We start from the raw sequence: 25,505 nt of genomic DNA, 5'->3' as shown, positions 1-25,505 counted from the left end.
TCGTGTGCATTTTGTTTTGTGCAAACCGCACGCGAGACCGCGGGTGCAGCGCGCACCCGGTCTTCCCTGCGCCCTCTCATTTAGGAGGGCAAGGAAATTTCTGGCAAAGCTCGGGCGCAATGCGCGGCGAGAACGCGAAATCATGTTTGGGCCTCGGTGCAGCGACAAACATCGCTGTCGTCCCGGCCTTGAGCCGGGACCCATAACCACAGGAAGAAGTTTTGCGGAAGGTCTCTGTTACCGAGCCTCTATCGAGAGATCACGCGGTATGGGTCCCGGCTCAAGGCCGGGACGACGATGAAAGTGGCTTTACGAATTCGTGCCGGAAGCGGCGCGGTGAAGTCTCGGCCAGCGATTTTCCGACGTGCCTCAGCATCCTGCTCGCCTGCGCGGCGCTATGGTCGAGCAGCCAGCGGCCGAACGCGTCGGGCGACAGCGCGCGGGCGTAGAGAAATCCCTGCACCACGTCGCATCCAAGTTCGGTCAGCAAATTCAGCTGCTCGTCGTTCTCGACGCCTTCGGCGACGACGGTGAGGTGCAGGCTCTGGCCAACGCGAACCACCGATGTCACGATCGCCAGCGCGCTGGGGTCGCTCTCGACATCGTGCATGAAGCTGCGGTCGATCTTCAACTCGCGGATCGGCAGATGCGCCAGCCGGCTCAGGCTCGAATAGCCGATACCGAAATCATCCAGCGAAAGGCCGACCCCGAGGTCACGAAGCGCGTGCATCGTCTCGATCGCAACCGAGCGCTCGTTCATGATCACGCCTTCGGTGATCTCGAGCATCAGCACGTCCGGCGGCAGTTCATGGTCTGCGAGAATCCCGGCGACCGCTGCGGCCAGGTTCGGGTTCTGGAAATTGATCGGCGACAGGTTGACCGATACGCAGGGGATATCCACGCCGGCGCCGCGCCATTCCGCCATTTGCCGGCAGGCCTCGCGGAGCGACCACATGCCGATCTGTTCGATCAGTCCGCACTCTTCGGCGAGCGGGATGAACTTCGAAGGCGAGACGTCGCCGAGCACGGGATCATACCAGCGCGCCAGCGCCTCGACGCCGTAAATGCCGCCGTCGCTGGTCCGGATCTGCGGTTGATACTGCAACTGCAGAACGTCGTTTGCGAGCGCGCGCCGCAGCGCCGCGCTGTGGGCCAGCCGCTGTTCGGCCAGCCGGTCCATGTCGGCGCTGAAGAAACGAAACGTGGAGCGGCCGGCCTGCTTGGCCTTGTACATGGCGGCATCGGCCTGCTGGATCAGCGTATCGATATCGGTGGCGTTGTCCGGATACATGCTGATGCCGATGCTGGCGGACATCGCGACCTGCTTGGCGCCGATCTGAATCGGATTGACCAGCGCCTCCGTCAATCGCGACGCCATCAGCGAGGCTTCGGCCGCGTTGCGGTTCGGCAGCACGATCACGAATTCGTCGCCGCCGAGGCGCCCCAGCATGTCGCCCGGCTGGATCTGCGCGCGCAGGCGCTGGGCAAATCCGACCAGCAATTCGTCGCCGGCCGAGTGTCCGAGCGTATCGTTGACGTCCTTGAAATTATCGATGTCGAGAAACGCCAGCGCAACGTGTCCTCCGTCGGCGCAGGCGTTGGTCGCCTCAAGGATCAGATCGCGCAGGCGCGCGCGGTTCGGCAGGCCGGTCAGCATGTCGTAATAGGCGAGCCGCGCGATCTGGGCGCGGGCCTCCTTGCGCTCGATCGCGAGCCCGCCGAGATCGACGCAGGCGTCGACGATCCGCTGATGCCAGCGGCTGGGCGCGCGACATTCCCGGTAGTAGAACGCGAAGGTCCCGATCACGCGCCCGTCCTTGCCCTTGATCGGCGTGGACCAGCAGGCGCGCAGGCCAACCTCGAGCGGGCGGGTCTTGAACGGCTGCCAGCGCGGGTCGGTGTCGATGTCCTCCGCCAGCACCGGCTTGCCGAAATAGGCCGCGGAGCCGCAGGAGCCGATGTTCGGACCGATCGCGACGCCGTCCAGCGCCCGCGAATAGTCCTCGGGAAGGCTGGGGCCGCCGAGCGGGTGAACCAGCCCGCCGGCGTCGATGTGAAGCAGCGAGGAGACGACGTCAGGCGCGATCTCTTCAACGCGCCGGCAAAGCCGGTCGGCGATGTCGGCGATCGGCATTTCATCGGCCAGCGCGCTCATGATCAGCTGCTGCAGCGAACGCAGCTGCTTGGTCTCGGAGATGTCGGTCAGCAGGGCGAACATGTAGTTGGACCGTCCGCGGCCGTCACGGAACGTCTTGACGTTGGCCGAAACCCAGATTTCGTCGCCGTTCTTGTCGTAGGCGAGGACTTCCTCTTCGCCGCCGGCTTCCTCGCCGACCCAGCGTCGCAGCTTGGCCAGCGTCCTGCGGTCGGTATGGCGGCCCACCAGCAGTTCGCCTGCCTGCCGGTCCTTCGCCTCTTCAAGCGAGTACCCGAACATTCCCGTAAACGCGGCATTGGTGTAGACGACCCGCAGATTGCGATCGGTGACGACAACGGCGCGGCTGGTCCGGTCGGCGACCAGCGAGAGCAGGGCCAGCCTTTCACGCCGGGCGACCTCCTTGGTGATGTCCCGCACGAATGCGATGGTGCGGCATTGACCGTCGATCTCGATGTTCGAAAGCCAAAGCGCCACACGAATCCGGCTGCCATCCTTGCGCGCGATCGTGATCTCGGCGGTGCGTCCATGCGGAACGTCGTTGCGGCTCACCTGGTCCGAGGCCGGCGTCGCGACATGATGATGTTGCAGGTCCTTGAGCCCGAGATCGCCGACATGGCAGCCGAGCGCTGCTGCGCGGTTGAGCCCGAAGATCAGCTCGGCCGCGGCGTTGCAATAGCTGACGTGAAGCTCGCGATCCAGGATCAGCACGGCGTCGTTCGCCCGCTCAAGCGCGGCCAGCAGAACGTCCGGCGTTTCGGCCACGGGGTAATCGCCTGTGCTCATCATCCAACCCTGATACCCGCCTGCAACCCATCGGGGCCTTGGTCCGATAGGGCGGCGGCGTCATTTTGGTGAAAAGCCTAGGGAGCATGGGTGTTGAAATGGTTCTTCGATCCCGCCCCGGCTGGCGGAAAGAGATCATCCTTAAGGATTCGCTAATAAATATCCGAAGCGACCGGCCTCAGCGGCCAGGCTGCAGCGCAATTTCCGTGTGCGTGGCAGAAAAAGGAAAGGTGCCGGCGGCGGACCGCGTCGGCACCCATCCATTTTCGTATTCCTGCTCGTATTCCTGCGCCCCCCGCCACGAAGCGAGGGCCGTTGACGGCTCAGTAAACCAGACCGGTTCCCGGCGGCTTTTCGAGCGCTGCGGCGAGCGAGCGGTATTCCTCGCTCGAGCTGCCGGCAAGCGCCGCGATCTTGTTCAGATGGTATTGCGCGGATTCGCGGTTGCCCTGTTCGACCTGCCACAGGCCGTAATATTGCCAGGTCTTGACGTGGGTCGGATCGGCCTTGAGCGCGCGCTCGTACCAGATCTGCGACACCTTGTAGTCGCCGAGCTGGCGATAGGAGTAGCCGATCAGATTGGCGACCGCGGCGCTGTCGTCGCGGCCGAGCGCCTTCAACTGTTCGATCGCCGAGGCGTAGTCGTGGCGATCGTAGATCGCCGCGTAAGCGGCGCGATAACCGGTTGCAAATGCGGTTTCCTGCGTGCTCGGGCGCACTTCGCTGGATTTCTTCTTCTTTTTGTCGGGCGGCGGCGGCGGATCGCTGTCGGGTGCGGCGTAGACCACGCTGACGACGGGAGCCGCCGTTAGCGCCAGCGTCAACATCGCCAGCGTCAGAAGCCTAATAGCAAGTTTGGTCATGCGTCTCTCCAGTTGAACAGATCAAGAAACCCGACTTCGAGAAAATCAGTAGAAAAGGACGGTGCCATCCATCCTATACCGAAGCTCGTTGATTTGAACACCTGGCGGTCGGGAACATTCCCAAACGCTTAATGCCATTCCCGTGATTTTTTGCGCTGCGGACGTATTGCGCTGGGAACATGACGAAGATGTCATGCAGATGAATGAAGTCCGGCGTGGCGCTTCACGACGGGTTCAGCGCGTGGTCGCTAGCGTCGTCTGCATGATCTGCGAGGGGTCGGTCACGTGGCCGGAGAGTCCTGCGATCCATGGAAGAGGAGACAACCATGTTCAAGACCATTTCCGCAGCGCTGCTTGCCGTATCGGTTCTCGCCGCACCCGCGCTGGCCGGTTCGCCCGGCAAGACCATGCACGCGCCGATCAGGGCGGAGCAGGCGAATGCGAAGTTCTTCAATGCCAATGCGCGGATGGGCCGCCATCACCACAAGCATTATCGCCACCATCATCGCCACCACAAGCACATCGGCTTGCTGAAGACGCACACCACGCCGAAATTCGTGTTCAAGCACGTTCCGCACGGCAGGCGCGGCTGATCACTGATCCGCGGGCGCGGTTCGATCCCCATTGCCCCCGCCGCGCCGGCGGGTATCAGGCCAACCCACGCGCCATTGCTCCCCCAATGGCCGTGGGTTGGCGCCGTTTTCAGCGGTCCAGCCGGGCGCGATAACCGAGTTGCGAATTCCATTTCGGCGCCGCCCGGTCTAAGAGATAGCCTCGGGGGCAGGTGGAAGACTTACGCTTGGGGACATCAGCAAAATTTGCGGCGACCGTGTTGCTGCCGATCGTGCTCGCGGCCTGTGCGGGCAGCGACGAGGGCAGGAGCATTACCTATACCGACGACCGCGGCGTCTCCAACCAGCCGTTTCCCAACAATTACAAGGGCGATATAGTTTCGTTCATGAGGACCTATCTCAACAATCCGGTCGGCGTGCGTAACGCCGTGATGGCGGAGCCGATACAACGCGTCGTCGGGGGACGGCTGCGTTACGTCAGTTGCCTGCGCTTCAGCCCGCGCGATTCCGACGGCAATTACGCCGAACCGCGCGAACGCGCGATACTTTACGTCGATGGCCGGCTCGACCGCATTATTGAAAACGCCAGTGAGCCCTGCGCCGGTGCGGTCTATGCGCCTTTCCCCGACCTGGAAAAGATGGCGCGGTAGCGATGAGCGCTCAGGATTACGCGCGTTGCTTTGCCGCCGCGGGCGGGGGGCTTGCCGGCGCGCCGGTCGGCGTACCCTGCATTGATTTGATCAGGTTGTTGCGCACCGTGACCACGGCCTTCTGCAGCTTGGGGAATTCCTCCGGTGAAAGCCCGGAAGCCTTCACCAGATTCCTTCCTCCGAGTTTTTCGCGCAGCCCGCGCCCGGCCTCGGTCAGGCTGACCAGCACCTGGCGTTCGTCGGCGGCATCGCGCTGCCGGCGCAGATAACCCATCGTCTCGAGCTTCTTCAGGATCGGGGTCAGCGTGTTGGATTCGAGAAACAGCTTTTCGCCGAGACTAGAAACCGTCTGATTGTCGTTTTCCCACAACGCCACGATCGCAATGTATTGCGTGTAGGTGAGGCCGAGTTCATCGAGAAGCGGTTTGTAGGCCCGGCCAAAGGCGAGGTTGGCCGAGTAGACCGCAAAGCACAGGAAGTCGGCGAGCTTGGGATCCGATGGCCGGGGATCCGCAGACGTTGGGCTCGACGATGTTGGGTTCGAAGACTTGGTCGGTTTCATCCTGATGCTCCCGGACACACCTGATCGTGACGTCCGGTGAACATATATATCGGATACGATTAAATCGGAAGGGTTGACATCAGGATTTATGACGCTAATTAGATCGCGTTCGAATAAATCGTATTCGATGCATCTCGAAGGAGACCCAAATGTCCGACACCATCAACCTTGGTCGCCGCCGTTTTCTTGGCGCCGTGGCCACGACGCTGGCAACCGCCCAGTTCGCCCTGGCTGGCCCGGCCGGCGCCCAGTCCGGTAACGCCAAACCGGTGACGGCGATCAAGCCTGGGACGCACACGTCGTTTCCTGCCATCAAGCAGGTCAATGCTGGCCTCCTCAACGTCGGATACGCCGAAGCAGGACCCGCCGATGGTCCCCCGGTCATCCTCCTGCACGGCTGGCCTTATGACATTCACGCCTTCGTCGACGTCGCGCCGATCCTGGCCTCGGCCGGCTTCCGGGTGATCGTCCCGCATCTGCGCGGCTACGGCAGCACGCGGTTTCTCTCCAGCGACACGCTCCGCAACGGCCAGCAGGGCGCGCTCGCCGTCGACGTCATTGATCTGATGGATGCGCTCAGGATCGAGAAGGCGGTCATCGCCGGCTTCGACTGGGGCGCGCGGACCGCCGACATCGTCGCGGCGATCTGGCCGCAGCGGGTCAAGGCACTGGTCGCGGTGAGTGGCTATCTGATCGGCAGCCAGCAGGCCAACAAGGCGCCGCTGCCGCCGAAGGCCGAGCTTGCCTGGTGGTACCAGTATTATTTCACCACCGAGCGCGGCCGGGCCGGGTATGAGAAACACACCCGCGATTTTGCCCGGCTGATCTGGCAACTGGCTTCGCCGAAGTGGAATTTCGACGACGCGACCTTCGAGCGCAGCGCGGCCTCCCTCGACAACCCGGATCAGGTCGCCATTACGATCCACAATTATCGCTGGCGGCTCGGCCTGGCCGAGGGCGAGGCGAAATACGACGATCTGGAGAAGCGGCTCGCCGCGTTTCCGGTAATCCAGGTGCCGTCAATCACCCTCGAAGGCGATGCCAATGGCGCCCCGCACCCCGATCCTGCCGCCTATGCCAAGAAGTTCTCAGGCAGATATGCACACCGCCTGATCACCGGGGGCATCGGGCACAATCTGCCCCAGGAGGCGCCGCAGGCGTTTGCCGAGGCGGTGATCGACGTTGCCGGCTATTGAGAGCCGGGACGGGCTTCCGGGAGCCTGAAATCGAGCGTCCCGGAAGCCCCAAATGGCGCTCTTTAGCGGAGGGTCCTCCGGCTTAGCGGAGGGTCCTCCGGCTCGAAAAGACGAACGCAATTCAATCACTTTTTGGCGACCCTTGAACCTTGCCTTAGTCATCTCCGACATCAACAAAGCGGGATACCCGCCAGTTAACGCAGGAAAAAACCTTATATGCGAGGGAACTAAAGCGCTTTGTTGCCGCGCCGTCACAGTTGAGCACCGTCAGGTGCTCCGGCATTGCCGCAAAGCAACCTAATTGAGGTCACGTTGTTTGGCTTGATGACGGAACGTTAGTCACGGGGAATGAAGATGAAAAAGATTTTGCTCGGCGCTGCCGCGCTGGCTGCAATGGCGGCTCCTGCTTTCGCGGCGGACATCCAGCCTCGCCCTTATACCAAGGCGCCAGCCTACACCGCGCCGGCGCTGGTCTATAACTGGACCGGTTTCTACATCGGCGGCCATGTCGGCGGGGCGTTTGCGGGTACCGACTCCCTGCAAAGCAGCGACGCGCGCTTCCTCGGCGGTGTGCAGGGCGGCTTCGACTACCAATTCGCACCCAACTGGGTGGTGGGTGCCGAAGCCCAGTACAGCTGGCTGAGCGGCAACAATAGTGGTGCGCTGTTCCCGGGCGGTACGCTCGTGACTACCAGTACTGACCAGCTCGGTTCGGTGACCGGCCGGGTCGGCTACACGTGGGGTCCGGCGCTGCTTTACGCCAAGGGCGGTTATGCCTGGCGCGACGGCAACAATCTCGGCGTCACCGTGGGCGGCGTCCCGGCTGGCTTCACCACCAGCGGCAACCGCAAGGACGGTTACACCGTCGGCGGCGGCCTCGAATACATGTTTGCGCCCAACTGGTCGGCCAAGGCCGAGTACCAGTATTATGATTTCGGCAAAACCACCTTCACGGCTGGCCCCGCCGACATCACCGGCCAGAGCTTCCGGAACGACGAACACACCGTCAAGGTCGGCGTGAACTATCGGTTTGGCTGGGGTGGCCCCGCGGCCTCCAAATACTGACGGGCTTGCTACGTAACCAGACGAGAAAAGGCCGGCGGGAAGCCGGCCTTTTTGTTTTCAGGAGGCGCTGCAGGAGGGCACGAACGGCTATCCGCAGCTGTTGGCAGCCCGCAAAAAATAATTTTCGCGGTGCACGCAACTTTTTGTCATCTTCGGCTATTATGATCCAATCGGCTGGTTGGACAATCAAACATGCGTGCTTTTGCGTTAGGGCTGATATTTTCCGCAGCGTCGCTGCCATGCCTTGCCCAGACTGTCCTGAAATCAGAACCGCTCATCCTTGCTCCCTATGAAATCGCCTTCGTGCAGGACGCCAACTGTCCGGTTGGGAAGGTGCTCAAGGTGACCGGCGCGATCAGGGGACTGAACCGTCGCAAGGCTTGCGTCGTGCTTGCCTCGGAACAGGCTTCACTGGCAGCCGCGACGCCTTAAGAAGGCGATCGTTCGATTTTTTCCTCCGGCCGTAAGGCGGGGCTGTTCGCCTGCGCCTCTATCTCCGCCAGCAATACCCGCGAAGCGGCTGCGTCAGGCCGCTTTCGAACCCAACTGCAGAACCGATCGGGCGTCGCGCTCGGCCTCGGCCTTGTTGCGCGCCGGATCTTCGTCTGGGTCCGGCTGGCAGGGCCTGATCTCGTAGTCATTGTCCAGCACCGGTCGCGGTTCGGATCTTTCCTCATCGGAAACCGCATCGACCACGAGCCCCGACTGTCGGGCCAGCCTCCAGACATCGGCCTCGGTCGGATAGGCCTTGCTTAGCTTGGCCTCTTGGCAGAACAGCGCGTAGGGCATGCGTGGGGGGCTCCAGCAAAAACGGTCAACGTTGCAGCCCCATTTGGGTTCTGGCTTGGCTGGTATGCCGCCCGTTCAGGGCTCACGAAGGGCTGAAATGGCCCATTTCGGCGGTATTTTGGCGGAGTCCCTGAGTCGTAAACGAGTCATGAATCCTGCGAAAAAGAATCCCCGAGACTCCGCGGCTAGAATCGCTGGATGTTTCGGCCATGAGAACGATCCTCCAGACTCACTCCTGCGAGCGTGTCCAACTCACGCTCACGGTCGCGCTGCTGGTGGCCTGCGCGGCCAACGTTGCGCTGGTCTACGCCTGGCTCTAACGGCTGGCGATTGACCTCGCGTTCAATCCACCCATCATGCAGACAATAAGCGGGCCGTGAAGCGGCCCGACGACATTGCAGGGACGGGGACGGGAATGATCGAGACGCTGCAAGCGCGGGTCAATGGCGATGCGGGACTGGTCCGGCGCGGCCGCTATCTCACGACCAGCTTCCTGCTTGAGGTCGGCCAGTCAGCCTTTCTGATTTCGATCTACGAGGGCCGAATCGTGTCGGTGACGCCAGGGCCGCTGGTGATGCCGTCTTCGGCCTTCGCGCTTCGCGCCTCCGAGGAGGAATGGAAGAAATTCTGGAGCGCCCGCCCGCCGCCGGGCTCCAACGACTTGCTGGCGCTGATCAAGCGGCGCGTGCTGAGGGCCGAAGGCGATCTGCAGATCTTCATGGCCCATCTGCGTTACTTCAAGGAAGCGCTCGCCAAGCTCCGCGCCACGGGAGCCGGCGCATGAGCGCGAGGTTCGAGCCGATCGTCGGCCGCTACATGCATCTGGAATTGTTCGGCCGGCCGCACCGCATCTATGTCGAGCAAGCGGGCGAGGGCACGCCGTTACTGTGCCTGCACACCGCGGGCAGCGACGGCCGGCAATACCGCGCGCTGATGAACGACGCGCGCGTCACCTCAAAACATCGCGTGATCGCCTTCGACATGCCCTGGCACGGCAAATCCTCGCCGCCGGCTGGCTGGCACGAGGAGGAATACCAGCTGACCTCGGCGCAATACACGACCATGGTCCTGGAAATTTCAGCGGCACTCGAGCTCGATCAGCCGATCCTGATCGGATGCTCGATCGGCGGCCGCATGGCGCTGCATCTGGCGCTCGAACACCCCGAGCGCTTTCGCGCCATCATCGGCCTGCAGGCCGGCGCGCATGTCGATCCCTATTACGATTTGAATTTCCTGCACCGGCCGGATGTGCATGGCGGCGAGGTCTGCGGCGCCATCGTCTCCGGACTGGTGGGCCCCGATGCGCCGGACAGCGAGCGCTGGGAAACGATCTGGCACTATATGCAGGGCGGGCCCGGCGTCTTCAAAGGCGATCTGTATTTCTACAAGCTCGACGGCGACATCCGCGGCCGCGTCGCAGAGATCGACACCGGGCGTTGTCCGCTGTTTCTGCTGTCCGGCGAGTATGATTACTCCTGCACCCCGGAGGAGACGCTTGATGTGGCCAACAGCATCAGGGGTTGTGAAGTCACCATCATGAAGGGGCTCGGCCACTTCCCGATGAGCGAAAATCCGGAGCTGTTTCTGACGCACCTGCTGCCGGTGCTGGAGAAGATCGGCAGGGCCTAAAGGGTTTTCAAGCGAAGTGGATTCCGGTTCGCGTTAAGAAAACCCGTCAAACAAAGGGACCTGAAACAAAAGGACCTGAAAGCAGAGGACCTGGGCGAACGGCTATTTGCCCCGCGGCGGCGGTGCGGTGTCTTCGTGCAGCGCGGCGTGGACCTTGGCCATGGTGGCGCTGCAATAGGCCTCGCGCTCGCGGTTGAAGCGTTCCTGATGCGCGCGGAAATTGGCGACACGGGCGCGGATCTCGGACTGGAAGTCGACCTTGGGCTCGGGACGTGCGCTCTGGACCGGCTTCGGCGGCGCGACGGAGATGGTTTCAGCCAGCATCGCCTCGATGTCAGGCATCGACACCGCGGGCGTGGCTTTGGGCACGTCAAAGGGTGCGGGCGCTTCCGGGCTTACGAAAGAGGCCGGATTCGCGAGGAATTGCGCGGCGTCCGGCTTCTTTCCGGTCACCGATTGCACGAATGCCATCGTCTGCGCGATCAGGAGGTCGCGTTCTTTCATCCATTTCATCGCACACCTCAGCCTAAATCATTCCAGCAAAAGGCCTTTGTGGAATCAAGGGCAAGTGTTGAACTTGGCTAATGAAGGCATTCGATTTGCCGGCGAGGTGACAAAAGGGCGACACACCAGTGGAGCACCCTGCGTAGCGACTCCGCCAGCGGGTGCTATCGGGGGCGCCGCAGGGCCCAGACACAAAATGGCGAAACAACCCCGTGCACAGTAGACATGCACAGTAGAATGGGCAGCTCGCAGCCCGGGTGTGCCTTGCGTAAGGCATGAGGAAAAATGGTCGGCAGTCACAGCCCGACCCTCATCCCGCTTAGCGCTCGCGTGGATTGGTGTTGGGCACGAAGGGCGCGCCGATCACCCGGACCGGCGTTTGGTCGACAAGACGGGCCGGTTGCCGTGCCGCTGGCGACGCCGCGGCGGCATTGGAAGAGGGCGAAGGCGCCGCGGCGGCCGACGGCGAAGACGTCGTGGCGGCCGACGACATCGTCGCGGCGGCGGCATAGACCGGCCTGGTTTGGCTCACGGCGGAGGCGGGTTCCCAAAAGCCAGCGGCGCCTGCGATGACAGCGCTCACCAGCGTCACGCCGGTGAGCAACACCAGATTGCAGTTCTCTTCCCGAATTCTCATGCAGCAAAAACGTGATCGGCCGGGGTTGGTTCCGGGAGGCCACGGGAACCCAAAATGCCGCAGGTATCGGATGGAACAAAGATTAAATGTGCACTTCGTAACACAGGGCTCGGAACGATTCCCGCGTTGCAACGTAAGGTCTGCGGACAGGCAAGCGGGAGATAACAGCGGTGGTGGGCAGGCAGTATCTGACGCGTCAGGCAACTACGCTTCTCAAATTCGCACGGACAGTCACGGACCCGAATGTGGCAGCGGGCCTGGTCGAGAAGGCCGCTGATCTCAAATCCCGGGTCGATGATCCGAACCGGTCGGACAAGAGTCCGAGAGCGCCGGATGTCGAGCGGATCAGCAGTCGATAGCTCAGCTACGCCATGCAGGAAGTCCGCAGAATCTGCGCCCAAGCAGACGCGCGATCGACGAACCGCATTCCGGAACTCTGCTGAATCACCGGAACAGAACTCCGTTTCCCAAAAATGCAAAAACTAACCTGGGCAAGTTCCTGCAACAGGCTCGCTCGGCACGCGTTAACCCGGCAACGGAAAGGAGCGCACATGCGAAAGATAACACTCGCTCTCGCAGCCGTTGCCGCGCTTGCGACAACCGCTGTCGTCAACTCGCCGGCCGAGGCCCGCGGCGGGCGTAACGCGGCGATCGGCTTCGGTGTGGCCGCAGGCGTGCTGGGCGCCGCCGCGGCAGCCAGCGCCTACAACAGTGGCTACCATTATGGACCGAGGTACGGCTATTACGGCGGTGAGCCGTACGGCTATTACGACGATGGCCCACGATACTATCGCCGCCACTATCATCGACACTACCATCATTGGTAACGAAGAGGCCCGGAGCAATCCGGGCTTTTTCTTATGCGCTGTTCAGACGAACAGCTTCGCGACGGCCAGCACGATCAAAGCTGCGATACAGAGATACATCAGGCCGAATAGGCGCCGGTCCTGTTTGGCGTGCCGTTCGGAAATCTTGCCAGTCATGAAATCAGTAAATGGATCTTGCACGGTGGCCCTCTGAAGCAAGGCCGTACAGGTTCTGATTTGCGATTCCCGGTCAAGAGTCGCTTGAGATTTTTTGATCTTGCGGTCTGCATAAAGCGGCTCACAGAGAGCGGCGCCAAAAATGCTCACTGTGAATAGCGAGGATAACGGGAAACTCGCCGTGGCTGTGAATATCGAGGATTGAGGGCAGAAAGCTGCTTTAGGTGCCGGACAATTCGAAGTGCACACTTCAGAACCGTATTCATCAAGCCATTGTTCGGGAGGTGCCATGTTGAAGTATAATGGTGTCAGCTCGCCGGCGGCTCCGGCGGCTTATGTCCGCCACGTGGTTTGCTTCTTTATCCGTTGGGCCGCGCTCGCGCTTTTCACCTTCAATCGGGTGAAAGTCGATCACTCCGAAGGGTCGAGCTGGAATCCATTTTCAAGATTGCCAGACGGCTCTCGTGCGATTTCCGAATACGCGGTGGATGTGCTCGGCGTCGGCGTCATGATCGCTGCGCTCGGGCTCGCGTGGCTGATACGGATGCTGATGTAAACGGTGCAAGCGTTGTTGTCGTATATGTCACTTAGAACGCGGACTGGTGCCGGTTGAGAGGATTGCACTCTCGACCTTCGGTTTACAAAACCGTCCCGCATTCAATCATATCAATACCTTACGGCGACCATGACTATTGCCGAAAAATGTCATTATTTGTGAACAGTTTCACAATGCCGCTATCCAGAGCCAGCGCGTTAGGTTAAGTGACCCAAGGTTGGGACAACCCCGGAGTGATCATGACAACAGTGCAGGCCATTGCATTTGGGGCCATGCTAGCTTGGACCCCAGCGCTTATCATTATGGCGTTCTTGTTGTGGGAAGTTCCCGACCTCGACGAGAAGGATTAGCCTCGTTGCGTCGCGGGTGTCACCCGCGCTTCGCCTTGCCGTCGACCTGACGCTGGAGCGACAAACCATTTCCATTTTCGATCGATGCCCTGGACCACTCTGAGCAATGCCCGATACTCCATGATCTGGCTTCCTCCTCGGTCTCTCGCCTTACGGCTTCGCTGAGCGGGCTGTTCGACTTCAGCCGACCTCTGCCCGCTCTTTGCTCGGGCATAAAAACTCCCAAACGACTGCCCGCTATGTAGACCATCCGTGGATTCTGATGCCATCTAGGCCGGCGTGATGCCGGACGAGCCCGCTTGAGATCGGCGCGCGGCAGTCCGTTCGCCTGCAGCGATTGCGGTTCCAGAATTAACCCGCAACGCGGACGTCAAGCTTAACACGCGAGTTTCGTTGCGACCGTTCTAAACAGGGTTAGCGTGGCTGCAAGTCGCGCAAATTGGTCGTCCCCCAGTTTGGCCTGCGTACTGCGCGGACCAGGGGTCGCTTCATGAAGACCGGTATCATCGAGTTCAGCGGACGCACAATCGCCTGTCTCATTCGCAACCAGTCCGAGACTGGAGCGGGGCTTGAGGTAGTCAGCCCGGTGGGCATCCCGGCGCAATTTACACTTCTGATCGCCGCTGAGCGCATCAGCTGCACGGTGATATGGCGAACCGAGAAGTTGATCGGCGTCAAATTCAATGGGTATTTCGAGGGAAGCCAGAAACGGTTCGGCGGGAGTCAATGATATGCCACCCAGCGTCGTCCTACGCGGTCGACCTGAGCGGGATGGCGCTGGCCCGCTATGACCTCGCCGCTACCAATTCGCAAACCGCGGAGCGGGGGCGCGCCAAATTTCTTGAAGACCATCCGACCATCGAGATCTGGTCTGAGGACCACCGGCGCGTTGGGCAGCGCATTCGCGCGAGTTAGCTGTTTCCGCTGAGATTCCCGCGCGGACCTTTGGTTCAAAAAGCAGGCCGCTGGCTCAAACAGCCGATTAGGGATTAGGGGGCGAAATATAGGCCAGTACTGCCTTTTTCTGTTCCGGGACTACTCACTCTGGAGGATGAACAGAGAGCGGCAAGATCGCGGCGCTGGCGAGGGCCAAAAAGGGCCACCCGAAAAATTGAAAGGGACCAATCACCTAAGTGGATGAGGGAAGGGGTAAGGTCTGTCGTTTACCCGGTACAAAGCCCGGCAAATTTTGGACATTTTCACAGCAATCCCAGTTCAGCACCAGCTTCTTACGATAGTGACGGGATGCTACCGAGCGAAATTCTCGGCCTTGTGCCACGACGCCAAGAGCGTCCGAACTGGGATATCAGACATCTTGCACGGTCATTTGCCGGCCATGGGGCGCGAAGCAGTTTGTACTGAATCACGATCAGGATCAGGATCAAGATTACTAGCGGCTTGCCTGCTCCGGCCAAACACAAGACCAAGGCAGCCCATTGCGATTAAGACAGCTCCAGCGATCATTAGCCAATGCGGCAAGTCAATCGACGACAGCAGGTCCATTTATTCCCCTTCGCCTTCAGTCGGACCGTACAGCATCATTTGGTCTTTTGGGTATTGGCTGATGTCTCCCCGTCGAGCCAGTCTTGCTCCTCGGCCAACGCGAGCCAGGCCGCTTCCATCCGCTTGAAGCGCTTGTGAGCGGGCTCGTTCTCTGCAGCCTCAGCCAGACGCAGGCAGTTCTCCGCGTTCTGCCGGTAGATTTCAGATTGCTTTATCATTGCCGCGCCTCTTCGGCCCCGTTTCTCTATCGCTTTTGGTCATTCCAGCGGCAGTCGTAAGGAGCTTATCGGAAGAGTTCAGTCTTTATGTTCGGTCCAACTGCGTTCGCCGCACTGACATTCAAACATTCGTACCGTCAAGCCACGAGTTGGGTCCATCATCTTGTGAACCACTTTGGGCTGCGCGCCACACCTGCAAATACGATGCTCGGGCTTCTCCGGTCCTGAGAGTTTATCGCTGCTTAAGTCGTTCATTGCTCACCCCGCCAAAGGTGAGTGAGTAAGTTGCTAAACTGCGCTTTGGTTCCCACTCGCTCGCGGAAAACGTGCACATCACCCGAATGGGTTAAGTAAGACCGCTAACGGCGAGGCCGCTACCGTTAAGCAAGCAAATGCGCGCCGGCCGGTGTGTACTTCACGAAGTCCAGGACTCGTGCAGCCACAGCTAGCCGCGCGCTGGCACCGATACTCGACGAAGTCGGCTTCCGTGCATCGTGGCTGATAATCAGAGACCGCGATGTCCGAGTAGAAGCGACGTCCCATCTCCATTGTTTGGCCTTGACCGGCAGACCCGACTGGATCGCGATCGGGTCGACCAGTGGACGTGCCAGCAGCGGGTGCGTTCGGGGTTCGGGCGACGACGGATTGCGGTTCTATCGGCGCAACGAAAGAGGCCGCCAACCGAGGTACTCCAAACTAGTTCGGAACGATCAACCGAGTTGCGGTAATTTGGCTAACCGTAGGCCGCCTTTTTCCGCATTGCCCACGGTTGGAATGGCGGCCCCAACTCAGCCCCCAGCCCCGAGGTTGGGGCCGCTTCTCAGCGGCATTGCGAATGGAAGAGGCCGCCAATTGAGGCGGCCAACAAGGCGAACAATAGAATGCTGAGGCCATCACGGTCGCGCGCTTTGCTACTTTTGAAACGGGGCGAGTTGTCGCCTTTTCCCCACACGGTGAGTGTATGAGCTCCAGCGAAAAAGCGGACGTCAAAGTGTCAGTGGCCGCCAGCGGCCAAAAGCGAGAGCAAGTGATCGTTGGCGTGGCCTTCTTCGTTCCTGTCGTCCTTGCAATGGCAGGTTGGTTCTACCTGCTTAGCAAGCTCCTTGCGAAGACCTACGATTGGCTGTTTGCATAATTGCAGCGGAGCGCGCCGCGCGCAGCCATTTTGGTCGATGGGTATTGTGCGCCGGCCTTTGCCGGCAAATGAACCGGCCTTTGCCGCAAAAGAAAAAGGCCGCAGGCATTGCGCGCTGCGGCCCCGTCCGGGAAAATTGACTGTCAGTGCAATGACAATACTCCCAACCCCGGTAACGTGGAATCTGCCGCAAGACTTTCGAGCAGGGGAGTCTTAATTGGTGCTCCGAGAAGCGAAACATCCTGGATGTTGCTAGGCGGTGACAGTCCCTCGCACCACTCAAGAGACGCTGGTGCCGGTTGAGAGGATTGAACTCCCGACCTTCGGTTTACAAAACCGCTGCTCTACCGCTGAGCTAAACCGGCGAATTGAAGCGATGGCGGGCCAGCAAAAATAACCCGTTCCGCTCATCTTCGGCGGGTCGAATACCAGACTTGCCCGCAAAGGGCCAGCACCTCTAAAGCCGTTCCCATTAAGCCTGCGCAGGAAAAAGGCGGCCGTTCGGCCGCCTTTTCCATTGCTCGAAGTGGCCCTATTGGCAGATATGCTGGCGGCCGTCTTCGCCGCGGAACAGGGTGCCGGGGATGCAGACGAAGCCGTTGCGGCGGGCGTATTCTTCGCCGCCGATCGGTTCGACTGCCATCGCGGACGCGGTGCCTGCGGCGGCGTTGCCCGCCCGGAAGCCGCTGCGGTCATCCCAGCGGTTGTAGCTGTTCCGCCAGTTGCCGTTCTGCCGATAGGCCTGATCCGGATAGGCCTGACGCTGATAGTTGCTGGTGTTCGTGACCTGCTGCGCCATGGCCGGGCCCGCCAACACAGATGCGATGATCGCAGCCGTGCCGAGGATTTTGATTGTTGTCATACGGTTCTCCTTTTCGTGACGCGAGGTTTCTCGTGACACCAGTTTTCGTCACGCCAAGCCAAGTCTGGGGTGCAAGGTCGTTCCTTATTTTCCCTGGCCGCAATTCAATTCGGCGTTATTGGCCCGGACTTACTGCTCACCCCTTAGCAGGGGCGCCAGCGTCCGTCGGGGCCCATATACGTCGCGTCGGGTTGAATGCCGCAGGCGGGACGCAGGCTCTGCGGGCGTTGGACGGGATAGGCATAGGAATCGTCATAGGCCGGCCCGCCGTAATAGGCGTAAGAATCCCTGTTGCGGAACGGGGCGGTCGCAATCGCGCCCGCTGCGCCAACCGCGCCGCCGACGACACCGGCTGCGACTTCGCCGGGCCAGAAGCCGGATGATCGATGGCGATAGTTGTAATCATTCGTCCACTGCTGCGCCATCGCAGGTGTCGCAATCGTCGCCGCCAGCAATGCCGTTGCGCCCAGAAGTTTCAGCTTTGTCATTGGTTGCTCTCCGCAAATGTTGTGCGGGGCCAACCGATCGCAGGGCTGGATGTTCCGATTTTGGGTTGTGCGGCGTTCAAACCGGTGTGATGTTCCAGCTCCCGCATTTTTGACGCCCACCCAACACCTTAAAAGAGTCCCTCAGAGAATTTTATGCCGACGCGTGACCTCGATTACCGCTGCGACGACGTCAATCTGCGGGGTTATCTCGCCTGGAACGACAATGCCGCAGGTCCGCGGCCGGGCGTGCTGGTGTTTCACGAGGGACTGGGGCTCGGCGAGTTTGCGATGGAACGCGCGCGGCGGCTTGCGGACCTCGGCTATATCGCGCTCGCCGCCGACATGTTCGGTGACCGGCGGCAGGCGAGCAATCTGCAGCAAGTCGCGACCCTGGTCGGCGGCCTGCGTGCCGAGCCGGAAAAACTCCGCGCCCGCGGCCGCGCCGCGCTCGCGGCGCTGGCGGATTTGCCTGAGGTCGATACCAGCCGGCTCGCGGGAATCGGGTTCTGCTTCGGCGGTTCGGTGGTGCTGGAGCTCGCGCGCGAGGGCGCCGATCTCAAGGCGGTGGTCAGTTTCCACGGCGTGCTGGCGACGAAAATGCCCGCGCAACCCGGCCGCGTGAAGGCCAGTGTGCTTGTCTTGACCGGCGCGGAGGATCCGCTGGCGCCGCCCGATCAGGTCGCCGCATTCGAGAACGAGATGCGCGAAGGCCACGTCCGCGACTGGCAGGTCATCCTCTATGGCAACACGCTGCATGGATTCACCAATCCCGCCGCCGACGGTTCGATGATGCGCACCGCGCTCTACAATGAGCAGGCCGATCGCCGCTCGTGGGCATCGATGTTGAGTCTGTTTGATGAGGTGTTTTCCGAAGATACCAATCGGGTGTGAACATTGCCTCTGACAATCAGGTCAAGCGGTGTCATAAGGAAATTCGAAACGTCATTGCGAGCGAAGCGAAGCAATCCATAGGGCCGCAAAGAAAGTATGGATTGCTTCGCTGGGCTCGCAATGACGGAAGGGCAGGGGGCATATGTTCGGAATTCTGGGGCTTGGGTTTTTGCTGGGCATGCAACATGCACTCGAAGCCGATCATATCGCCGCCGTCTCCAGTATCGCCGCGCGCCGCAGCCGTGTCGGTGACATCGTCAGGCACGGGCTGACCTGGGGACTCGGCCATACGCTGACGCTGTTCGTCTTCGCAGGCGCAGCCATCTTGCTCGGCAGCGCGATCCCGGAAAGCGTGGCGCGTCCGCTGGAGGCCGCCGTCGGCATCATGCTGGTCGGCCTCGGCGCGCATGTGCTGTGGCGGCTGTGGCGCGACCGCGTGCATTTTCACAAGCACGGCCATGGCGACGGCACCGTGCATGTTCACGCCCACAGCCATGCCGGCGAAACCACGCCGCATCTGCGCACCGCGCACGCCCACGAGCACGGTTTTCGCTGGCGCACATTGCTGGTCGGGTTGATGCACGGCATGGCGGGCTCGGCTGCGCTGCTGGTGCTGACGGTGTCGCAGGCGTCGAGTCCGGCGGCCGGCCTCGGTTATGTCGCGCTGTTCGGGGTCGGCTCGATGATCGGCATGGGCGCATTGTCCACCGTCATTGCCGTGCCCCTCGCGCTGTCTGCGCGCTGGCTCACATGGGCCAATCGCGGCCTGCAGGGCGCCGTCGGCATCATCACGATCGCCATCGGAGTTACGACCCTCGTCGAAAACCTGTTTGCGTGAGCTCTCGTCATTCCGGGGCGCGCGAAGCGCGAGCCCGGAATCCATTCAACCGCGCGCCCAGCCGCCCGATGGATTCCGGCCTCGATGCTGCGCATCGCCCCGGAATGACGAGGGAGGGATCCGCTCGCCCCGTTAACAATTGCTGATCGGGTTCGCTCGCAATTGAACGGCGGGGGATGCTGACGCGTTAGCCTTACCGGCAGTTTGGTCCGGCCCCTTAACCCTTGGGGGTGCCGGTTCGACTAAATTGCGGTCAGAGGAAAACGGGACCCTAAGCGATGCGCATTGGCGTGACACTGGCAATTCTGATGGCGACGACGTCGACGGCCTTGGCCGGTGGCGGCTTTGAAATCGTGATTCCGGGTCGCCCCGGCGTTCCCGTCATCATCAACGGCGTCGATGCATCCTATTCGGTGGTCGAGGGCGACTGGGGCCTCCTGAGGGGCACGCATGTGCAGCCGACCGTCTATGGTGGCCGCTATGTCGATCCGGTTCCGCGTGTCGGTCATTATTATCCGAGCGCGGGTCATCTGCCCGGTTACGGCCGTCTGGAAATCGAACCGCCGGCGAACCGAAGGTTGCCGCAGCCGGCCGAAAGCTATCACCAATCCTGGTCTGCACAGTCGGCGCCGCTGCCGGCGCAATCCAACGTGCCCGTCAATCCGCCCGAGATCATCTACGCACCGCAGGACGACCGGCGTCCACGTCGGCATCCCACGGGACTACTTCCACGCCCATAAGACCACGCCAACAAGAACACCAACAGGCAAACACCTACAGGAGAGAGTAATGCGTCATCTGATTTCAGGACTGGTCGCGGCAGTCGCCGTGACGGCCGCTGCGCCCGCGATGGCGTGCGGTTACGCCAACTGCGGTTACGCTGCGCCGGTCGTCTACGCCGCACCGGTTGTTGCGACCTACACCTCGGCGGGCTGCAATCCCTGTGGCGGCGTGGGTTGGGGTTATGCCCGGCTCGCCGATCCCGTGCAGCAATATTACTACGTCAACCAGGGCCCGACCTATTCCGGTCCCGGCGCCTGGGCTCCGGCCCGCGTCTATCAGGAAGACACCGTCGTCGGCTATCGTCCGTATTACGGCTATGGCTACGGCAGTGGCGTCGTAGCCCCGCGGGCCTACGGCTACGGCTACCGCTACGGCGTTCGTCCGGGCATCCGCTACGGTTATGGCGCTCGCTATGGCTATGGCGTCCGTTACGGCTATCGCGGCGCGCGCTTCGGCCGTTACTGATCCGAACGTTCGAATCAAGACGTCGGCGCCCGTTCGCATCCCTGCGAGCGGGCGTTGTTTTTATTTCATCAATCCCAGCCTGGAGGCGCCGATATAGAGCGCCAGCACCGCGGCGTTCGAGACGTTCAGGCTCTTGATCTCGCCGGGCATGTCGAGGCGCGCCACAACGCTGCAGGTCTCGCGCGTCAATTGCCGCAAGCCCTTGCCTTCGGCCCCCAGCACCAGCGCCAGCGGTTGCTGTAATGCGACAGCGCCGAGGTCTTCGCTGCCTTCGCTGTCGAGGCCAACGGTCATGAAGCCACGGTCATTCAACTCGTTCAGTGCTCGGGCGAGATTCTGCACGGTCACCAATGGCACCATTTCCAGCGCGCCGGACGCCGACTTCGCCAGCACGCCCGTCGCTTCGGGGCTGTGACGCGCAGTCGTCACGATCGCCTTGACCGCAAACGCCGCGGCCGAACGCATAATCGCGCCGACATTGTGCGGGTCGGTGATCTGGTCGAGCACCAGCACGATGCCCTCCTGATCAAGCGTATCGATATCCGGCGAGGGCAGGGGATCGGCCTCCGCGAGCAGGCCCTGATGCACGGCATCGGGGCCCAGCCGCTGGTCGATCGCGCTCGGCCGGACGAGTTCCGGGGGCACGCGGGTGTCGATATTCTCGTCGGCGAGGCGCCGGGCGGCGTTCTCGGTCAGAAACAGTTTGCGGATCTGGCGTTCCGGATTGGCCAAAGCCGCCGCAACCGTATGCCACCCATAAAGAATCACCGGCCCGTCCGGACTGGTGTCCCGGTCGCGCCAGACCGGGCGACCGCCCGGTTTCCGGCCTTTTTCGAAGGGTTTGCCGCCGCCACGGCGGAACGGCGGTTTTCGGTCGCGATCGCTCATGGGCCAGCTTGTGTCACGGGTTCCGGATTATGGCAATTTGGTCCCTCGAGGCGCGTTTTTCGAGGCTTCCCTTGGTTGACTTTGCCATGGCCCTTCGCCCATAAACGCGCCCGACCGGGAGCGCGCCATCGGCTCCTGGTATTAACGTCATCCATGGCCTGTTCGCCGCCATCAAGCGGTTGGGTTTGCGATGCAGTTAAACGGGGGAGTGTCCCGAGTGGCAAAGGGAGCTGACTGTAAATCAGCCGTCTTATGACTTCGAAGGTTCGAGTCCTTCTTCCCCCACCACGCTTCGCCCTGACGGGCTACGCGTGGCGCAGCCGCGCTAGACCGTCTGGTCAATGCGTGTCCGGCGTAGCTTGAGCGCAGCGAAAGCGAAGACGGACTCTGGCCGCCCTTGGCGAAGGCTGCCTCGCCGAAGCCCGGAGGGCTTAGGCGGGCCACGGGCTTCATCCTCTACTCAAGCCATTGAATCAAACGAATAAACTCCCCGGTGTAAATCGCCGATGGCACGATTAGGCCCGCTTGAGGCCAGTTCGAACAAGCTCCTCGCTGATGGGCTCCTTTCTCCCTGCTCAAAACCACGGTGCGAGACCGCCTGTCAGCCTCCGTGGTGGGCGATCCCGTTGGGATGCCGGTGGTGTCACCCCACGCTTACGGTAGTTGTCCACGGCCCGCGTACCGCCGGGAATTGCAGAACGGGACGCACTCGATCATTTCGCGGATGGCGCCGGAGGCACGCCCAGCAGTTTGGTGAAGCGATCGCCAATCGCCGCCTGATTGAACTCCCGTGATTGGAAATGCCGGGAGGCGGCCTGTTTGTGCGCGGCCAGAAGGCTGGGGCTTTCGAGGTACCTGACGATTGCACCAGATAGGTCTCGTCTCGTCTCGTCTCGGCGTCCGTTGTCGCCGACAGGATCTGTCCCGTAACGCCATCTTCAACAGCTTCCCGGCAACCGGGATGGCTGGATACGATCGATGCCAGACCGGTTGCGGCGGCCTCGATCAGGATACGGGGAATGCCCCCGCCATACCTCGTTGGCACGCAGCAGGTCAGGCATGTCCCTGACGTGACCGAGAAAGCGGATCTCCTTCATCTGTTCGAGATCGCTGTGCGGAATCGCGTCGGGATCATGATCGTCCCCTGCGGCTTCCTACGTACCCGGCTGCGCAATGTCGCGATCGGCGTTGGCTCGCCGCTGACGGGTCTTGCGATCATCGCGAGCTATCCGAAATTGCCGCGGGTCATCGTGGTCGAGACCAACATTCTCTCGCGGCCGGTCGATGCGACGCTGGTCCAGAATTTCGGCAACACCGCCGCCGAGCCGTTCGCATGGTTCTGGCGATGTCGCGTCGCGATTTCCTCAGTCCATTACTGGCTGAAGTATAAATCCGAAAGCCACAACGTCGCGACGTTGCCGCAACAGCCGCCGTCAAGCTACGACATCAAGACATCGCTCGATGAAACCGGGGCCGAATATGCCAATCCCGCACAGGTCTGCGTGCGGCACACGCGGCAGGCGAATTGCCGCAGCTTGAACCCTGGCGAACTGGCTCACGACCAAGCGGCCAGGAGAGAACAAAATGTTCGACTGGCTGATTCCGATTTTGATCGCGGCGGTGCTGCTGCTCTGGCTCCTTGATTTCCTCGGCCTGCTTGAGTTCGTGAGCGCCGTTCTGGAGCTGATCGGGGCAGTGATTTCCGGCGTTGTAAAGCTTGCCAGCGATGTGATTCGCCGGTTGACCGGACCGCCAAAACTCCAGCCCTGAGCGTCGTAGCCCTAGGCGGTACCATCAGGCGCCTCCGTGGTCGGGAGCGGCTCGCCGGGAATATAGAGGGCGATCGGGCGGATCTCGTAGACCGCGGTCGGATTGACCTTGCGCAGGTCGCGGGCCACCGCGATCGCGGCGTCGGCATCGGCGCAGTCCACGACATAAAGTCCCAGCAACTGCTCCTTGGTTTCGGCAAACGGCCCGTCGATCACGACCCCGGCGCCCGGTCCTCGCAAGGTGCGGGCCTTGCCCGTCGCCCCCAGCCGCGCCGATGGCCCCAACAATTTCTGTTCGTTGAGCCGGTCATGAACCCCAAGCAACTCGGTCATCAGGGCGGCGTCCTCCGCCGGCGTCCAGGACATCACCTCGGCTTCCACGTGGTAGGCCAGAATGGCGTAAAGCATCGATATCTCCTTGGCTAAATCGTTTTCGAGCGAAGTGCGTGAACCTGCGCGGGCGTTTGGCAAAAGCCTGTCTCGACAATTCCGTTTCGGCAAAGTGTCGGACGATCGCCGGGTGAGGCAGGTCACGAAACATTCCGGAAACACGATATAGGGGTTCGGTGCTTGAACGCGCGGCGGCAGGTTAACGACTGATGAACAGAACGCAGCAACTGCGCATCATCCACGGAGACGGTCATGCAACGCAAGCCAGCCTCGATCATCAGTGACGCCACCCGGTCCCATTCGGCGTCGCCCGCATCGACGCAGCCCGGCGATTGGCACGATGTCTCCGGCCATCACCGCTATTACGGCAGCTCGGCCACCAATGGCGGCGAGAACATTGTCGAAAGCCGCCGCGGCGCGCGTCCGCGATCGGTCAATCTCTGCGGCTTCTGACCGCCCTTCGCGCAACGAGACCACCCCCAATGGCCGACGTCACCCTGGGCGCGCTCTTCATCCTGTTCCTGCCGTTTCTAGTGTCGCTGTTCGGGCAGGGCGGAATGGCGAAGATGCTCACGCTGGTGACGAGCATTCTGGCGCTGCTGCTCAGCGTCAAGGAATACGGCGCCGTACTTCCCTGGATCACCGGCATGGCGATCGCATTGGCCTCGGTATGGGAAAGAATCCGGCAGCGCCGGATGGCGTGAGCCGTCGGCTCAAAAGCTTCTGAACCTCTGAATCGAACAGCCCGGCACTATTGCTCTCGTCCCGGGCTTGCGGAACAATGCCGCCAGCGATGGAGGAAGAGATGGGGGCAGCGTTCGCCGTGGCGCTTAACGTGCCGTGCTGAAGATCGTCTTGCTTGGCACGTTCGTGAGCGCCGGCTGTGTTGTGGCGGCCTTTGCACAATCCGGCAATGCCGGCGGCACCATCGGCAATGATGAAAAGGCGCTCTCGGGCACCAGGCAGGAATTGCAGTCGAGCGGACCGGACCGAGACAGCAATACGTGCGTCGTCGCCGATCCGACCGGAACGCCGCTCAACATCCGGACATCACCGAACGGAAAAATCGTCGGCAAGATCGCCAACGGCGAGCGCATTCGGATTTCGGACCAGACAACCGAAAACGGAAAGCAGTGGGCCTATATTTCGAATGCCGCTTCCCGGCCGATCGGTTGGGTGTTTCGAAAATTCCTCGCGTGTAGATGAATTGCTCCGGTCGCGAGTTGCCGCAATCCCGCACCCCCAAACAAAAGGCGCGGCAGGATTGCTCCCGCCGCGCCCCAACTCTTGAACTCGCTGGTCCAGGGCTGAGAGCGCCCCGTTGCCAGGCCTCTAAGTGCGAGAGCCTAGCGGGCGATCCCAGCGAGGTGACAGCGCTTGGTAAGAGACACTGGATCACCTCCTTTCGTTGTTTGTGGAAATAAGAGTATAGGCAGCGAATCTGTCGCTGTTAAGGGGCGGATCGGCACGGATTTTGGCCGGAACCGGGCCAGTTTGCCGGGCGGCCGGGCATCGTTTGGCAGTTTTCTGGCGGTTTCCCGACGGTTTCCCTGCGGGTTCCGGGGTGGTTGAGGCCGCCCGCATGGCGTGTTAGTTGATCGCCCGACGCGGGTGTAGCTCAATGGTAGAGCAGCAGCCTTCCAAGCTGAATACGAGGGTTCGATTCCCTTCACCCGCTCCAGCCTTTTCCCAGCGAGCCGCGCCGCGGCTCGCAATCGCTCGATTGTTTCGGCAATATGTCGTCGCCGCGCGTGGAGCTATCGAATGGCCGGTTCGTCACGCCCCAAGCATCGAAGAGTCGCATAGGCTACTGACCGCGTTTGAACGTCACGGACCCGATGCGACGTGCCGAAATCCTTGCGTTTGCTGAACAGCACCCCGAACGGGATACGGTGCTTGATCGTTGGGAAAATAAGCCGACGAAAGAGGCGGCGCTTTAGCGCTGCTCCAACGGCGGCTACGATCTCCTCGACGCGAA

34 protein-coding genes and 3 tRNA genes are annotated in these 25,505 nt (G+C 61.5%); 23 read left to right on the top strand and 14 right to left on the bottom strand.

The annotated features are described in order from the left end of the window. Positions 1-280: 280 nt before the first annotated feature. Complete coding sequence (locus JQ629_RS32525; RefSeq protein ID WP_212416085.1) at positions 281-2,941, bottom strand: EAL domain-containing protein; 2,661 nt, start codon at positions 2,939-2,941, stop codon at positions 281-283. Between the two features lie 323 nt (positions 2,942-3,264). Beyond that, positions 3,265-3,804, bottom strand: coding sequence for a tetratricopeptide repeat protein (locus JQ629_RS32520; protein ID WP_212416084.1), 540 nt, complete (start codon positions 3,802-3,804; stop codon positions 3,265-3,267). 326 nt (positions 3,805-4,130) lie between these two features. On the opposite strand from JQ629_RS32520, the gene JQ629_RS32515 reads away from it, so the two are divergent. Continuing rightward, complete coding sequence (locus tag JQ629_RS32515; RefSeq protein ID WP_212416083.1) at positions 4,131-4,397, top strand: His-rich protein BRANT; 267 nt, start codon at positions 4,131-4,133, stop codon at positions 4,395-4,397. 206 nt (positions 4,398-4,603) lie between these two features. Beyond that, entirely contained in the window at positions 4,604-5,026 is a 423-nt protein-coding gene (locus JQ629_RS32510; protein WP_212416082.1) for a hypothetical protein, read from the top strand. 16 nt (positions 5,027-5,042) lie between these two features. Here JQ629_RS32510 and JQ629_RS32505 read toward each other — a convergent pair whose 3' ends face one another. Then, positions 5,043-5,588, bottom strand: coding sequence for a MarR family winged helix-turn-helix transcriptional regulator (locus JQ629_RS32505; RefSeq protein WP_212416081.1), 546 nt, complete (start codon positions 5,586-5,588; stop codon positions 5,043-5,045). Between the two features lie 149 nt (positions 5,589-5,737). Between JQ629_RS32505 and JQ629_RS32500 the strand changes: the two genes are divergently transcribed. The 3 genes from JQ629_RS32500 (at position 5,738) to JQ629_RS32490 (ending at position 8,281) form a co-directional block, all read left to right on the top strand. Next, on the top strand, positions 5,738-6,784 hold the full coding sequence (locus JQ629_RS32500) for an alpha/beta fold hydrolase (RefSeq protein ID WP_212416080.1): 1,047 nt from the start codon (positions 5,738-5,740) through the stop codon (positions 6,782-6,784). A 354-nt stretch (positions 6,785-7,138) separates the two neighbouring features. After that, positions 7,139-7,849, top strand: a complete 711-nt coding sequence (locus JQ629_RS32495; protein ID WP_212416079.1) for an outer membrane protein — start codon at positions 7,139-7,141, stop codon at positions 7,847-7,849. A gap of 192 nt (positions 7,850-8,041) precedes the next feature. Further along, a complete protein-coding gene (locus JQ629_RS32490) occupies positions 8,042-8,281 on the top strand; it encodes a hypothetical protein (RefSeq protein ID WP_212036121.1) in 240 nt (79 codons plus the stop codon). A gap of 93 nt (positions 8,282-8,374) precedes the next feature. Here the strand turns inward: JQ629_RS32490 and JQ629_RS32485 are convergent, their stop codons facing one another. Next, positions 8,375-8,638, bottom strand: a complete 264-nt coding sequence (locus JQ629_RS32485; protein WP_212270243.1) for a hypothetical protein — start codon at positions 8,636-8,638, stop codon at positions 8,375-8,377. 209 nt (positions 8,639-8,847) lie between these two features. On the opposite strand from JQ629_RS32485, the gene JQ629_RS32480 reads away from it, so the two are divergent. From JQ629_RS32480 to JQ629_RS32470, 3 genes are all read left to right on the top strand, one after another. Continuing rightward, positions 8,848-8,958, top strand: a complete 111-nt coding sequence (locus JQ629_RS32480) for a glucose transporter (RefSeq protein WP_209851245.1) — start codon at positions 8,848-8,850, stop codon at positions 8,956-8,958. Between the two features lie 95 nt (positions 8,959-9,053). Then, positions 9,054-9,422 (top strand): hypothetical protein, encoded by a 369-nt coding sequence (locus tag JQ629_RS32475; RefSeq protein ID WP_212416078.1) that lies wholly within the window; start codon positions 9,054-9,056, stop codon positions 9,420-9,422. Further along, entirely contained in the window at positions 9,419-10,267 is an 849-nt protein-coding gene (locus tag JQ629_RS32470; protein WP_212416077.1) for an alpha/beta fold hydrolase, read from the top strand. Before JQ629_RS32475 ends, JQ629_RS32470 begins: the two co-directional genes overlap by 4 nt. Before the next feature lie 102 nt (positions 10,268-10,369). Here the strand turns inward: JQ629_RS32470 and JQ629_RS32465 are convergent, their stop codons facing one another. Further along, the gene (locus JQ629_RS32465; RefSeq protein WP_212416076.1) at positions 10,370-10,780 is read right to left on the bottom strand and encodes a hypothetical protein; all 411 of its coding nucleotides are present in this window, start codon (positions 10,778-10,780) and stop codon (positions 10,370-10,372) included. 310 nt (positions 10,781-11,090) lie between these two features. After that, a complete protein-coding gene (locus JQ629_RS32460) occupies positions 11,091-11,408 on the bottom strand; it encodes a hypothetical protein (RefSeq protein WP_212416075.1) in 318 nt (105 codons plus the stop codon). A gap of 551 nt (positions 11,409-11,959) precedes the next feature. On the opposite strand from JQ629_RS32460, the gene JQ629_RS32455 reads away from it, so the two are divergent. Further along, a complete protein-coding gene (locus JQ629_RS32455; protein WP_212416074.1) occupies positions 11,960-12,235 on the top strand; it encodes a hypothetical protein in 276 nt (91 codons plus the stop codon). A 42-nt stretch (positions 12,236-12,277) separates the two neighbouring features. Here JQ629_RS32455 and JQ629_RS32450 read toward each other — a convergent pair whose 3' ends face one another. Then, the gene (locus JQ629_RS32450) at positions 12,278-12,541 is read right to left on the bottom strand and encodes a hypothetical protein (protein WP_212416073.1); all 264 of its coding nucleotides are present in this window, start codon (positions 12,539-12,541) and stop codon (positions 12,278-12,280) included. 139 nt (positions 12,542-12,680) lie between these two features. Here JQ629_RS32450 and JQ629_RS32445 point away from each other — a divergent pair, with 139 nt between their 5' ends. Then, entirely contained in the window at positions 12,681-12,947 is a 267-nt protein-coding gene (locus JQ629_RS32445; protein ID WP_212416072.1) for a hypothetical protein, read from the top strand. Positions 12,948-13,787: 840 nt separating this feature from the next. Further along, positions 13,788-14,027 (top strand): PilZ domain-containing protein, encoded by a 240-nt coding sequence (locus tag JQ629_RS32440; RefSeq protein WP_212416071.1) that lies wholly within the window; start codon positions 13,788-13,790, stop codon positions 14,025-14,027. Positions 14,028-14,835: 808 nt separating this feature from the next. Here JQ629_RS32440 and JQ629_RS32435 read toward each other — a convergent pair. Beyond that, complete coding sequence (locus JQ629_RS32435) at positions 14,836-15,018, bottom strand: hypothetical protein (RefSeq protein ID WP_249133646.1); 183 nt, start codon at positions 15,016-15,018, stop codon at positions 14,836-14,838. A 961-nt stretch (positions 15,019-15,979) separates the two neighbouring features. Here JQ629_RS32435 and JQ629_RS32430 point away from each other — a divergent pair. Continuing rightward, positions 15,980-16,153 (top strand): hypothetical protein, encoded by a 174-nt coding sequence (locus JQ629_RS32430; RefSeq protein WP_212416070.1) that lies wholly within the window; start codon positions 15,980-15,982, stop codon positions 16,151-16,153. A gap of 290 nt (positions 16,154-16,443) precedes the next feature. Here JQ629_RS32430 and JQ629_RS32425 read toward each other — a convergent pair. From JQ629_RS32425 to JQ629_RS32415, 3 genes are all read right to left on the bottom strand, one after another. Beyond that, positions 16,444-16,518 (bottom strand) — tRNA-Thr (locus JQ629_RS32425). A gap of 167 nt (positions 16,519-16,685) precedes the next feature. After that, entirely contained in the window at positions 16,686-17,015 is a 330-nt protein-coding gene (locus JQ629_RS32420; RefSeq protein WP_212416069.1) for a hypothetical protein, read from the bottom strand. 143 nt (positions 17,016-17,158) lie between these two features. After that, positions 17,159-17,503 carry a hypothetical protein gene (locus tag JQ629_RS32415; RefSeq protein ID WP_212207323.1) on the bottom strand — a complete coding sequence of 115 codons (345 nt, stop codon included), beginning with the start codon at positions 17,501-17,503 and terminating at the stop codon, positions 17,159-17,161. 153 nt (positions 17,504-17,656) lie between these two features. Between JQ629_RS32415 and JQ629_RS32410 the strand changes: the two genes are divergently transcribed. From JQ629_RS32410 to JQ629_RS32395, 4 genes are all read left to right on the top strand, one after another. Further along, positions 17,657-18,394, top strand: a complete 738-nt coding sequence (locus JQ629_RS32410; RefSeq protein WP_212416068.1) for a dienelactone hydrolase family protein — start codon at positions 17,657-17,659, stop codon at positions 18,392-18,394. Positions 18,395-18,536: 142 nt separating this feature from the next. Further along, on the top strand, positions 18,537-19,232 hold the full coding sequence (locus JQ629_RS32405; RefSeq protein ID WP_212416067.1) for a HoxN/HupN/NixA family nickel/cobalt transporter: 696 nt from the start codon (positions 18,537-18,539) through the stop codon (positions 19,230-19,232). Between the two features lie 278 nt (positions 19,233-19,510). Further along, positions 19,511-19,972, top strand: coding sequence for a hypothetical protein (locus JQ629_RS32400; RefSeq protein ID WP_212416066.1), 462 nt, complete (start codon positions 19,511-19,513; stop codon positions 19,970-19,972). 49 nt (positions 19,973-20,021) lie between these two features. Further along, on the top strand, positions 20,022-20,480 hold the full coding sequence (locus JQ629_RS32395; RefSeq protein WP_212416065.1) for a hypothetical protein: 459 nt from the start codon (positions 20,022-20,024) through the stop codon (positions 20,478-20,480). 60 nt (positions 20,481-20,540) lie between these two features. On the opposite strand, the gene rlmB is transcribed toward JQ629_RS32395, so the two are convergent. Beyond that, complete coding sequence (gene rlmB / locus JQ629_RS32390; protein WP_212416064.1) at positions 20,541-21,368, bottom strand: 23S rRNA (guanosine(2251)-2'-O)-methyltransferase RlmB; 828 nt, start codon at positions 21,366-21,368, stop codon at positions 20,541-20,543. A 202-nt stretch (positions 21,369-21,570) separates the two neighbouring features. On the opposite strand from rlmB, the gene JQ629_RS32385 reads away from it, so the two are divergent. Further along, positions 21,571-21,656 (top strand) — tRNA-Tyr (locus JQ629_RS32385). Positions 21,657-22,011: 355 nt separating this feature from the next. Here the strand turns inward: JQ629_RS32385 and JQ629_RS38000 are convergent. Then, complete coding sequence (locus JQ629_RS38000) at positions 22,012-22,413, bottom strand: glycosyltransferase (protein ID WP_502753570.1); 402 nt, start codon at positions 22,411-22,413, stop codon at positions 22,012-22,014. Between JQ629_RS38000 and JQ629_RS32380 the strand changes: the two genes are divergently transcribed. After that, positions 22,388-23,011: a hypothetical protein gene (locus JQ629_RS32380; protein WP_212416063.1), complete on the top strand. Its 624-nt coding sequence runs from the start codon at positions 22,388-22,390 to the stop codon at positions 23,009-23,011. The genes JQ629_RS38000 and JQ629_RS32380 overlap by 26 nt on opposite strands. Then, positions 22,953-23,138 (top strand): hypothetical protein, encoded by a 186-nt coding sequence (locus JQ629_RS32375; RefSeq protein WP_212416062.1) that lies wholly within the window; start codon positions 22,953-22,955, stop codon positions 23,136-23,138. Before JQ629_RS32380 ends, JQ629_RS32375 begins: the two co-directional genes overlap by 59 nt. Before the next feature lie 11 nt (positions 23,139-23,149). Here JQ629_RS32375 and JQ629_RS32370 read toward each other — a convergent pair whose 3' ends face one another. After that, on the bottom strand, positions 23,150-23,545 hold the full coding sequence (locus JQ629_RS32370; RefSeq protein ID WP_212416061.1) for a YciI family protein: 396 nt from the start codon (positions 23,543-23,545) through the stop codon (positions 23,150-23,152). 234 nt (positions 23,546-23,779) lie between these two features. Between JQ629_RS32370 and JQ629_RS32365 the strand changes: the two genes are divergently transcribed. The 4 genes from JQ629_RS32365 (at position 23,780) to JQ629_RS32350 (ending at position 25,208) form a co-directional block, all read left to right on the top strand. After that, the gene (locus JQ629_RS32365) at positions 23,780-23,980 is read left to right on the top strand and encodes a hypothetical protein (protein WP_249119398.1); all 201 of its coding nucleotides are present in this window, start codon (positions 23,780-23,782) and stop codon (positions 23,978-23,980) included. Positions 23,981-24,009: 29 nt separating this feature from the next. After that, positions 24,010-24,231: a hypothetical protein gene (locus tag JQ629_RS32360; protein ID WP_212264419.1), complete on the top strand. Its 222-nt coding sequence runs from the start codon at positions 24,010-24,012 to the stop codon at positions 24,229-24,231. A 136-nt stretch (positions 24,232-24,367) separates the two neighbouring features. Next, entirely contained in the window at positions 24,368-24,733 is a 366-nt protein-coding gene (locus tag JQ629_RS32355) for an SH3 domain-containing protein (protein ID WP_212416060.1), read from the top strand. 401 nt (positions 24,734-25,134) lie between these two features. Next, positions 25,135-25,208, top strand: a tRNA-Gly gene (locus JQ629_RS32350). The last annotated feature ends 297 nt before the right edge of the window (positions 25,209-25,505 follow it).

Source organism: Bradyrhizobium sp. AUGA SZCCT0222, assembly GCF_018130205.1.
Classification (GTDB): domain Bacteria; phylum Pseudomonadota; class Alphaproteobacteria; order Rhizobiales; family Xanthobacteraceae; genus Bradyrhizobium.
This window is presented reverse-complemented; position numbering and strand designations above follow the sequence as displayed.

What these genes read in the sequence shown, in the direction of transcription:
- JQ629_RS32485 (WP_212270243.1), bottom strand. Translation starts at nt 8,638, where the DNA reads ATGCCCTACGCGCTGTTCTGCCAAGAGGCCAAGCTAAGCAAGGCCTAT.
- JQ629_RS32380 (WP_212416063.1), top strand. Translation starts at nt 22,388, where the DNA reads ATGCCCCCGCCATACCTCGTTGGCACGCAGCAGGTCAGGCATGTCCCT.
- JQ629_RS32405 (WP_212416067.1), top strand. Translation starts at nt 18,537, where the DNA reads ATGTTCGGAATTCTGGGGCTTGGGTTTTTGCTGGGCATGCAACATGCA.
- JQ629_RS32360 (WP_212264419.1), top strand. Translation starts at nt 24,010, where the DNA reads ATGGCCGACGTCACCCTGGGCGCGCTCTTCATCCTGTTCCTGCCGTTT.
- JQ629_RS32475 (WP_212416078.1), top strand. Translation starts at nt 9,054, where the DNA reads ATGATCGAGACGCTGCAAGCGCGGGTCAATGGCGATGCGGGACTGGTC.
- JQ629_RS32465 (WP_212416076.1), bottom strand. Translation starts at nt 10,780, where the DNA reads ATGAAATGGATGAAAGAACGCGACCTCCTGATCGCGCAGACGATGGCA.
- JQ629_RS32460 (WP_212416075.1), bottom strand. Translation starts at nt 11,408, where the DNA reads ATGAGAATTCGGGAAGAGAACTGCAATCTGGTGTTGCTCACCGGCGTG.
- JQ629_RS32440 (WP_212416071.1), top strand. Translation starts at nt 13,788, where the DNA reads ATGAAGACCGGTATCATCGAGTTCAGCGGACGCACAATCGCCTGTCTC.
- JQ629_RS32375 (WP_212416062.1), top strand. Translation starts at nt 22,953, where the DNA reads ATGTTCGACTGGCTGATTCCGATTTTGATCGCGGCGGTGCTGCTGCTC.
- JQ629_RS32445 (WP_212416072.1), top strand. Translation starts at nt 12,681, where the DNA reads ATGTTGAAGTATAATGGTGTCAGCTCGCCGGCGGCTCCGGCGGCTTAT.
- JQ629_RS32490 (WP_212036121.1), top strand. Translation starts at nt 8,042, where the DNA reads ATGCGTGCTTTTGCGTTAGGGCTGATATTTTCCGCAGCGTCGCTGCCA.
- JQ629_RS32410 (WP_212416068.1), top strand. Translation starts at nt 17,657, where the DNA reads ATGCCGACGCGTGACCTCGATTACCGCTGCGACGACGTCAATCTGCGG.
- JQ629_RS32430 (WP_212416070.1), top strand. Translation starts at nt 15,980, where the DNA reads ATGAGCTCCAGCGAAAAAGCGGACGTCAAAGTGTCAGTGGCCGCCAGC.
- JQ629_RS32470 (WP_212416077.1), top strand. Translation starts at nt 9,419, where the DNA reads ATGAGCGCGAGGTTCGAGCCGATCGTCGGCCGCTACATGCATCTGGAA.
- JQ629_RS32435 (WP_249133646.1), bottom strand. Translation starts at nt 15,018, where the DNA reads ATGATAAAGCAATCTGAAATCTACCGGCAGAACGCGGAGAACTGCCTG.
- JQ629_RS32520 (WP_212416084.1), bottom strand. Translation starts at nt 3,804, where the DNA reads ATGACCAAACTTGCTATTAGGCTTCTGACGCTGGCGATGTTGACGCTG.
- JQ629_RS32525 (WP_212416085.1), bottom strand. Translation starts at nt 2,941, where the DNA reads ATGAGCACAGGCGATTACCCCGTGGCCGAAACGCCGGACGTTCTGCTG.
- JQ629_RS32365 (WP_249119398.1), top strand. Translation starts at nt 23,780, where the DNA reads ATGCAACGCAAGCCAGCCTCGATCATCAGTGACGCCACCCGGTCCCAT.
- JQ629_RS32370 (WP_212416061.1), bottom strand. Translation starts at nt 23,545, where the DNA reads ATGCTTTACGCCATTCTGGCCTACCACGTGGAAGCCGAGGTGATGTCC.
- JQ629_RS32495 (WP_212416079.1), top strand. Translation starts at nt 7,139, where the DNA reads ATGAAAAAGATTTTGCTCGGCGCTGCCGCGCTGGCTGCAATGGCGGCT.
- JQ629_RS32400 (WP_212416066.1), top strand. Translation starts at nt 19,511, where the DNA reads ATGCGCATTGGCGTGACACTGGCAATTCTGATGGCGACGACGTCGACG.
- JQ629_RS32500 (WP_212416080.1), top strand. Translation starts at nt 5,738, where the DNA reads ATGTCCGACACCATCAACCTTGGTCGCCGCCGTTTTCTTGGCGCCGTG.
- JQ629_RS32480 (WP_209851245.1), top strand. Translation starts at nt 8,848, where the DNA reads ATGAGAACGATCCTCCAGACTCACTCCTGCGAGCGTGTCCAACTCACG.
- JQ629_RS32505 (WP_212416081.1), bottom strand. Translation starts at nt 5,588, where the DNA reads ATGAAACCGACCAAGTCTTCGAACCCAACATCGTCGAGCCCAACGTCT.
- JQ629_RS32415 (WP_212207323.1), bottom strand. Translation starts at nt 17,503, where the DNA reads ATGACAAAGCTGAAACTTCTGGGCGCAACGGCATTGCTGGCGGCGACG.
- JQ629_RS32395 (WP_212416065.1), top strand. Translation starts at nt 20,022, where the DNA reads ATGCGTCATCTGATTTCAGGACTGGTCGCGGCAGTCGCCGTGACGGCC.
- rlmB (WP_212416064.1), bottom strand. Translation starts at nt 21,368, where the DNA reads ATGAGCGATCGCGACCGAAAACCGCCGTTCCGCCGTGGCGGCGGCAAA.
- JQ629_RS32455 (WP_212416074.1), top strand. Translation starts at nt 11,960, where the DNA reads ATGCGAAAGATAACACTCGCTCTCGCAGCCGTTGCCGCGCTTGCGACA.
- JQ629_RS32515 (WP_212416083.1), top strand. Translation starts at nt 4,131, where the DNA reads ATGTTCAAGACCATTTCCGCAGCGCTGCTTGCCGTATCGGTTCTCGCC.
- JQ629_RS32420 (WP_212416069.1), bottom strand. Translation starts at nt 17,015, where the DNA reads ATGACAACAATCAAAATCCTCGGCACGGCTGCGATCATCGCATCTGTG.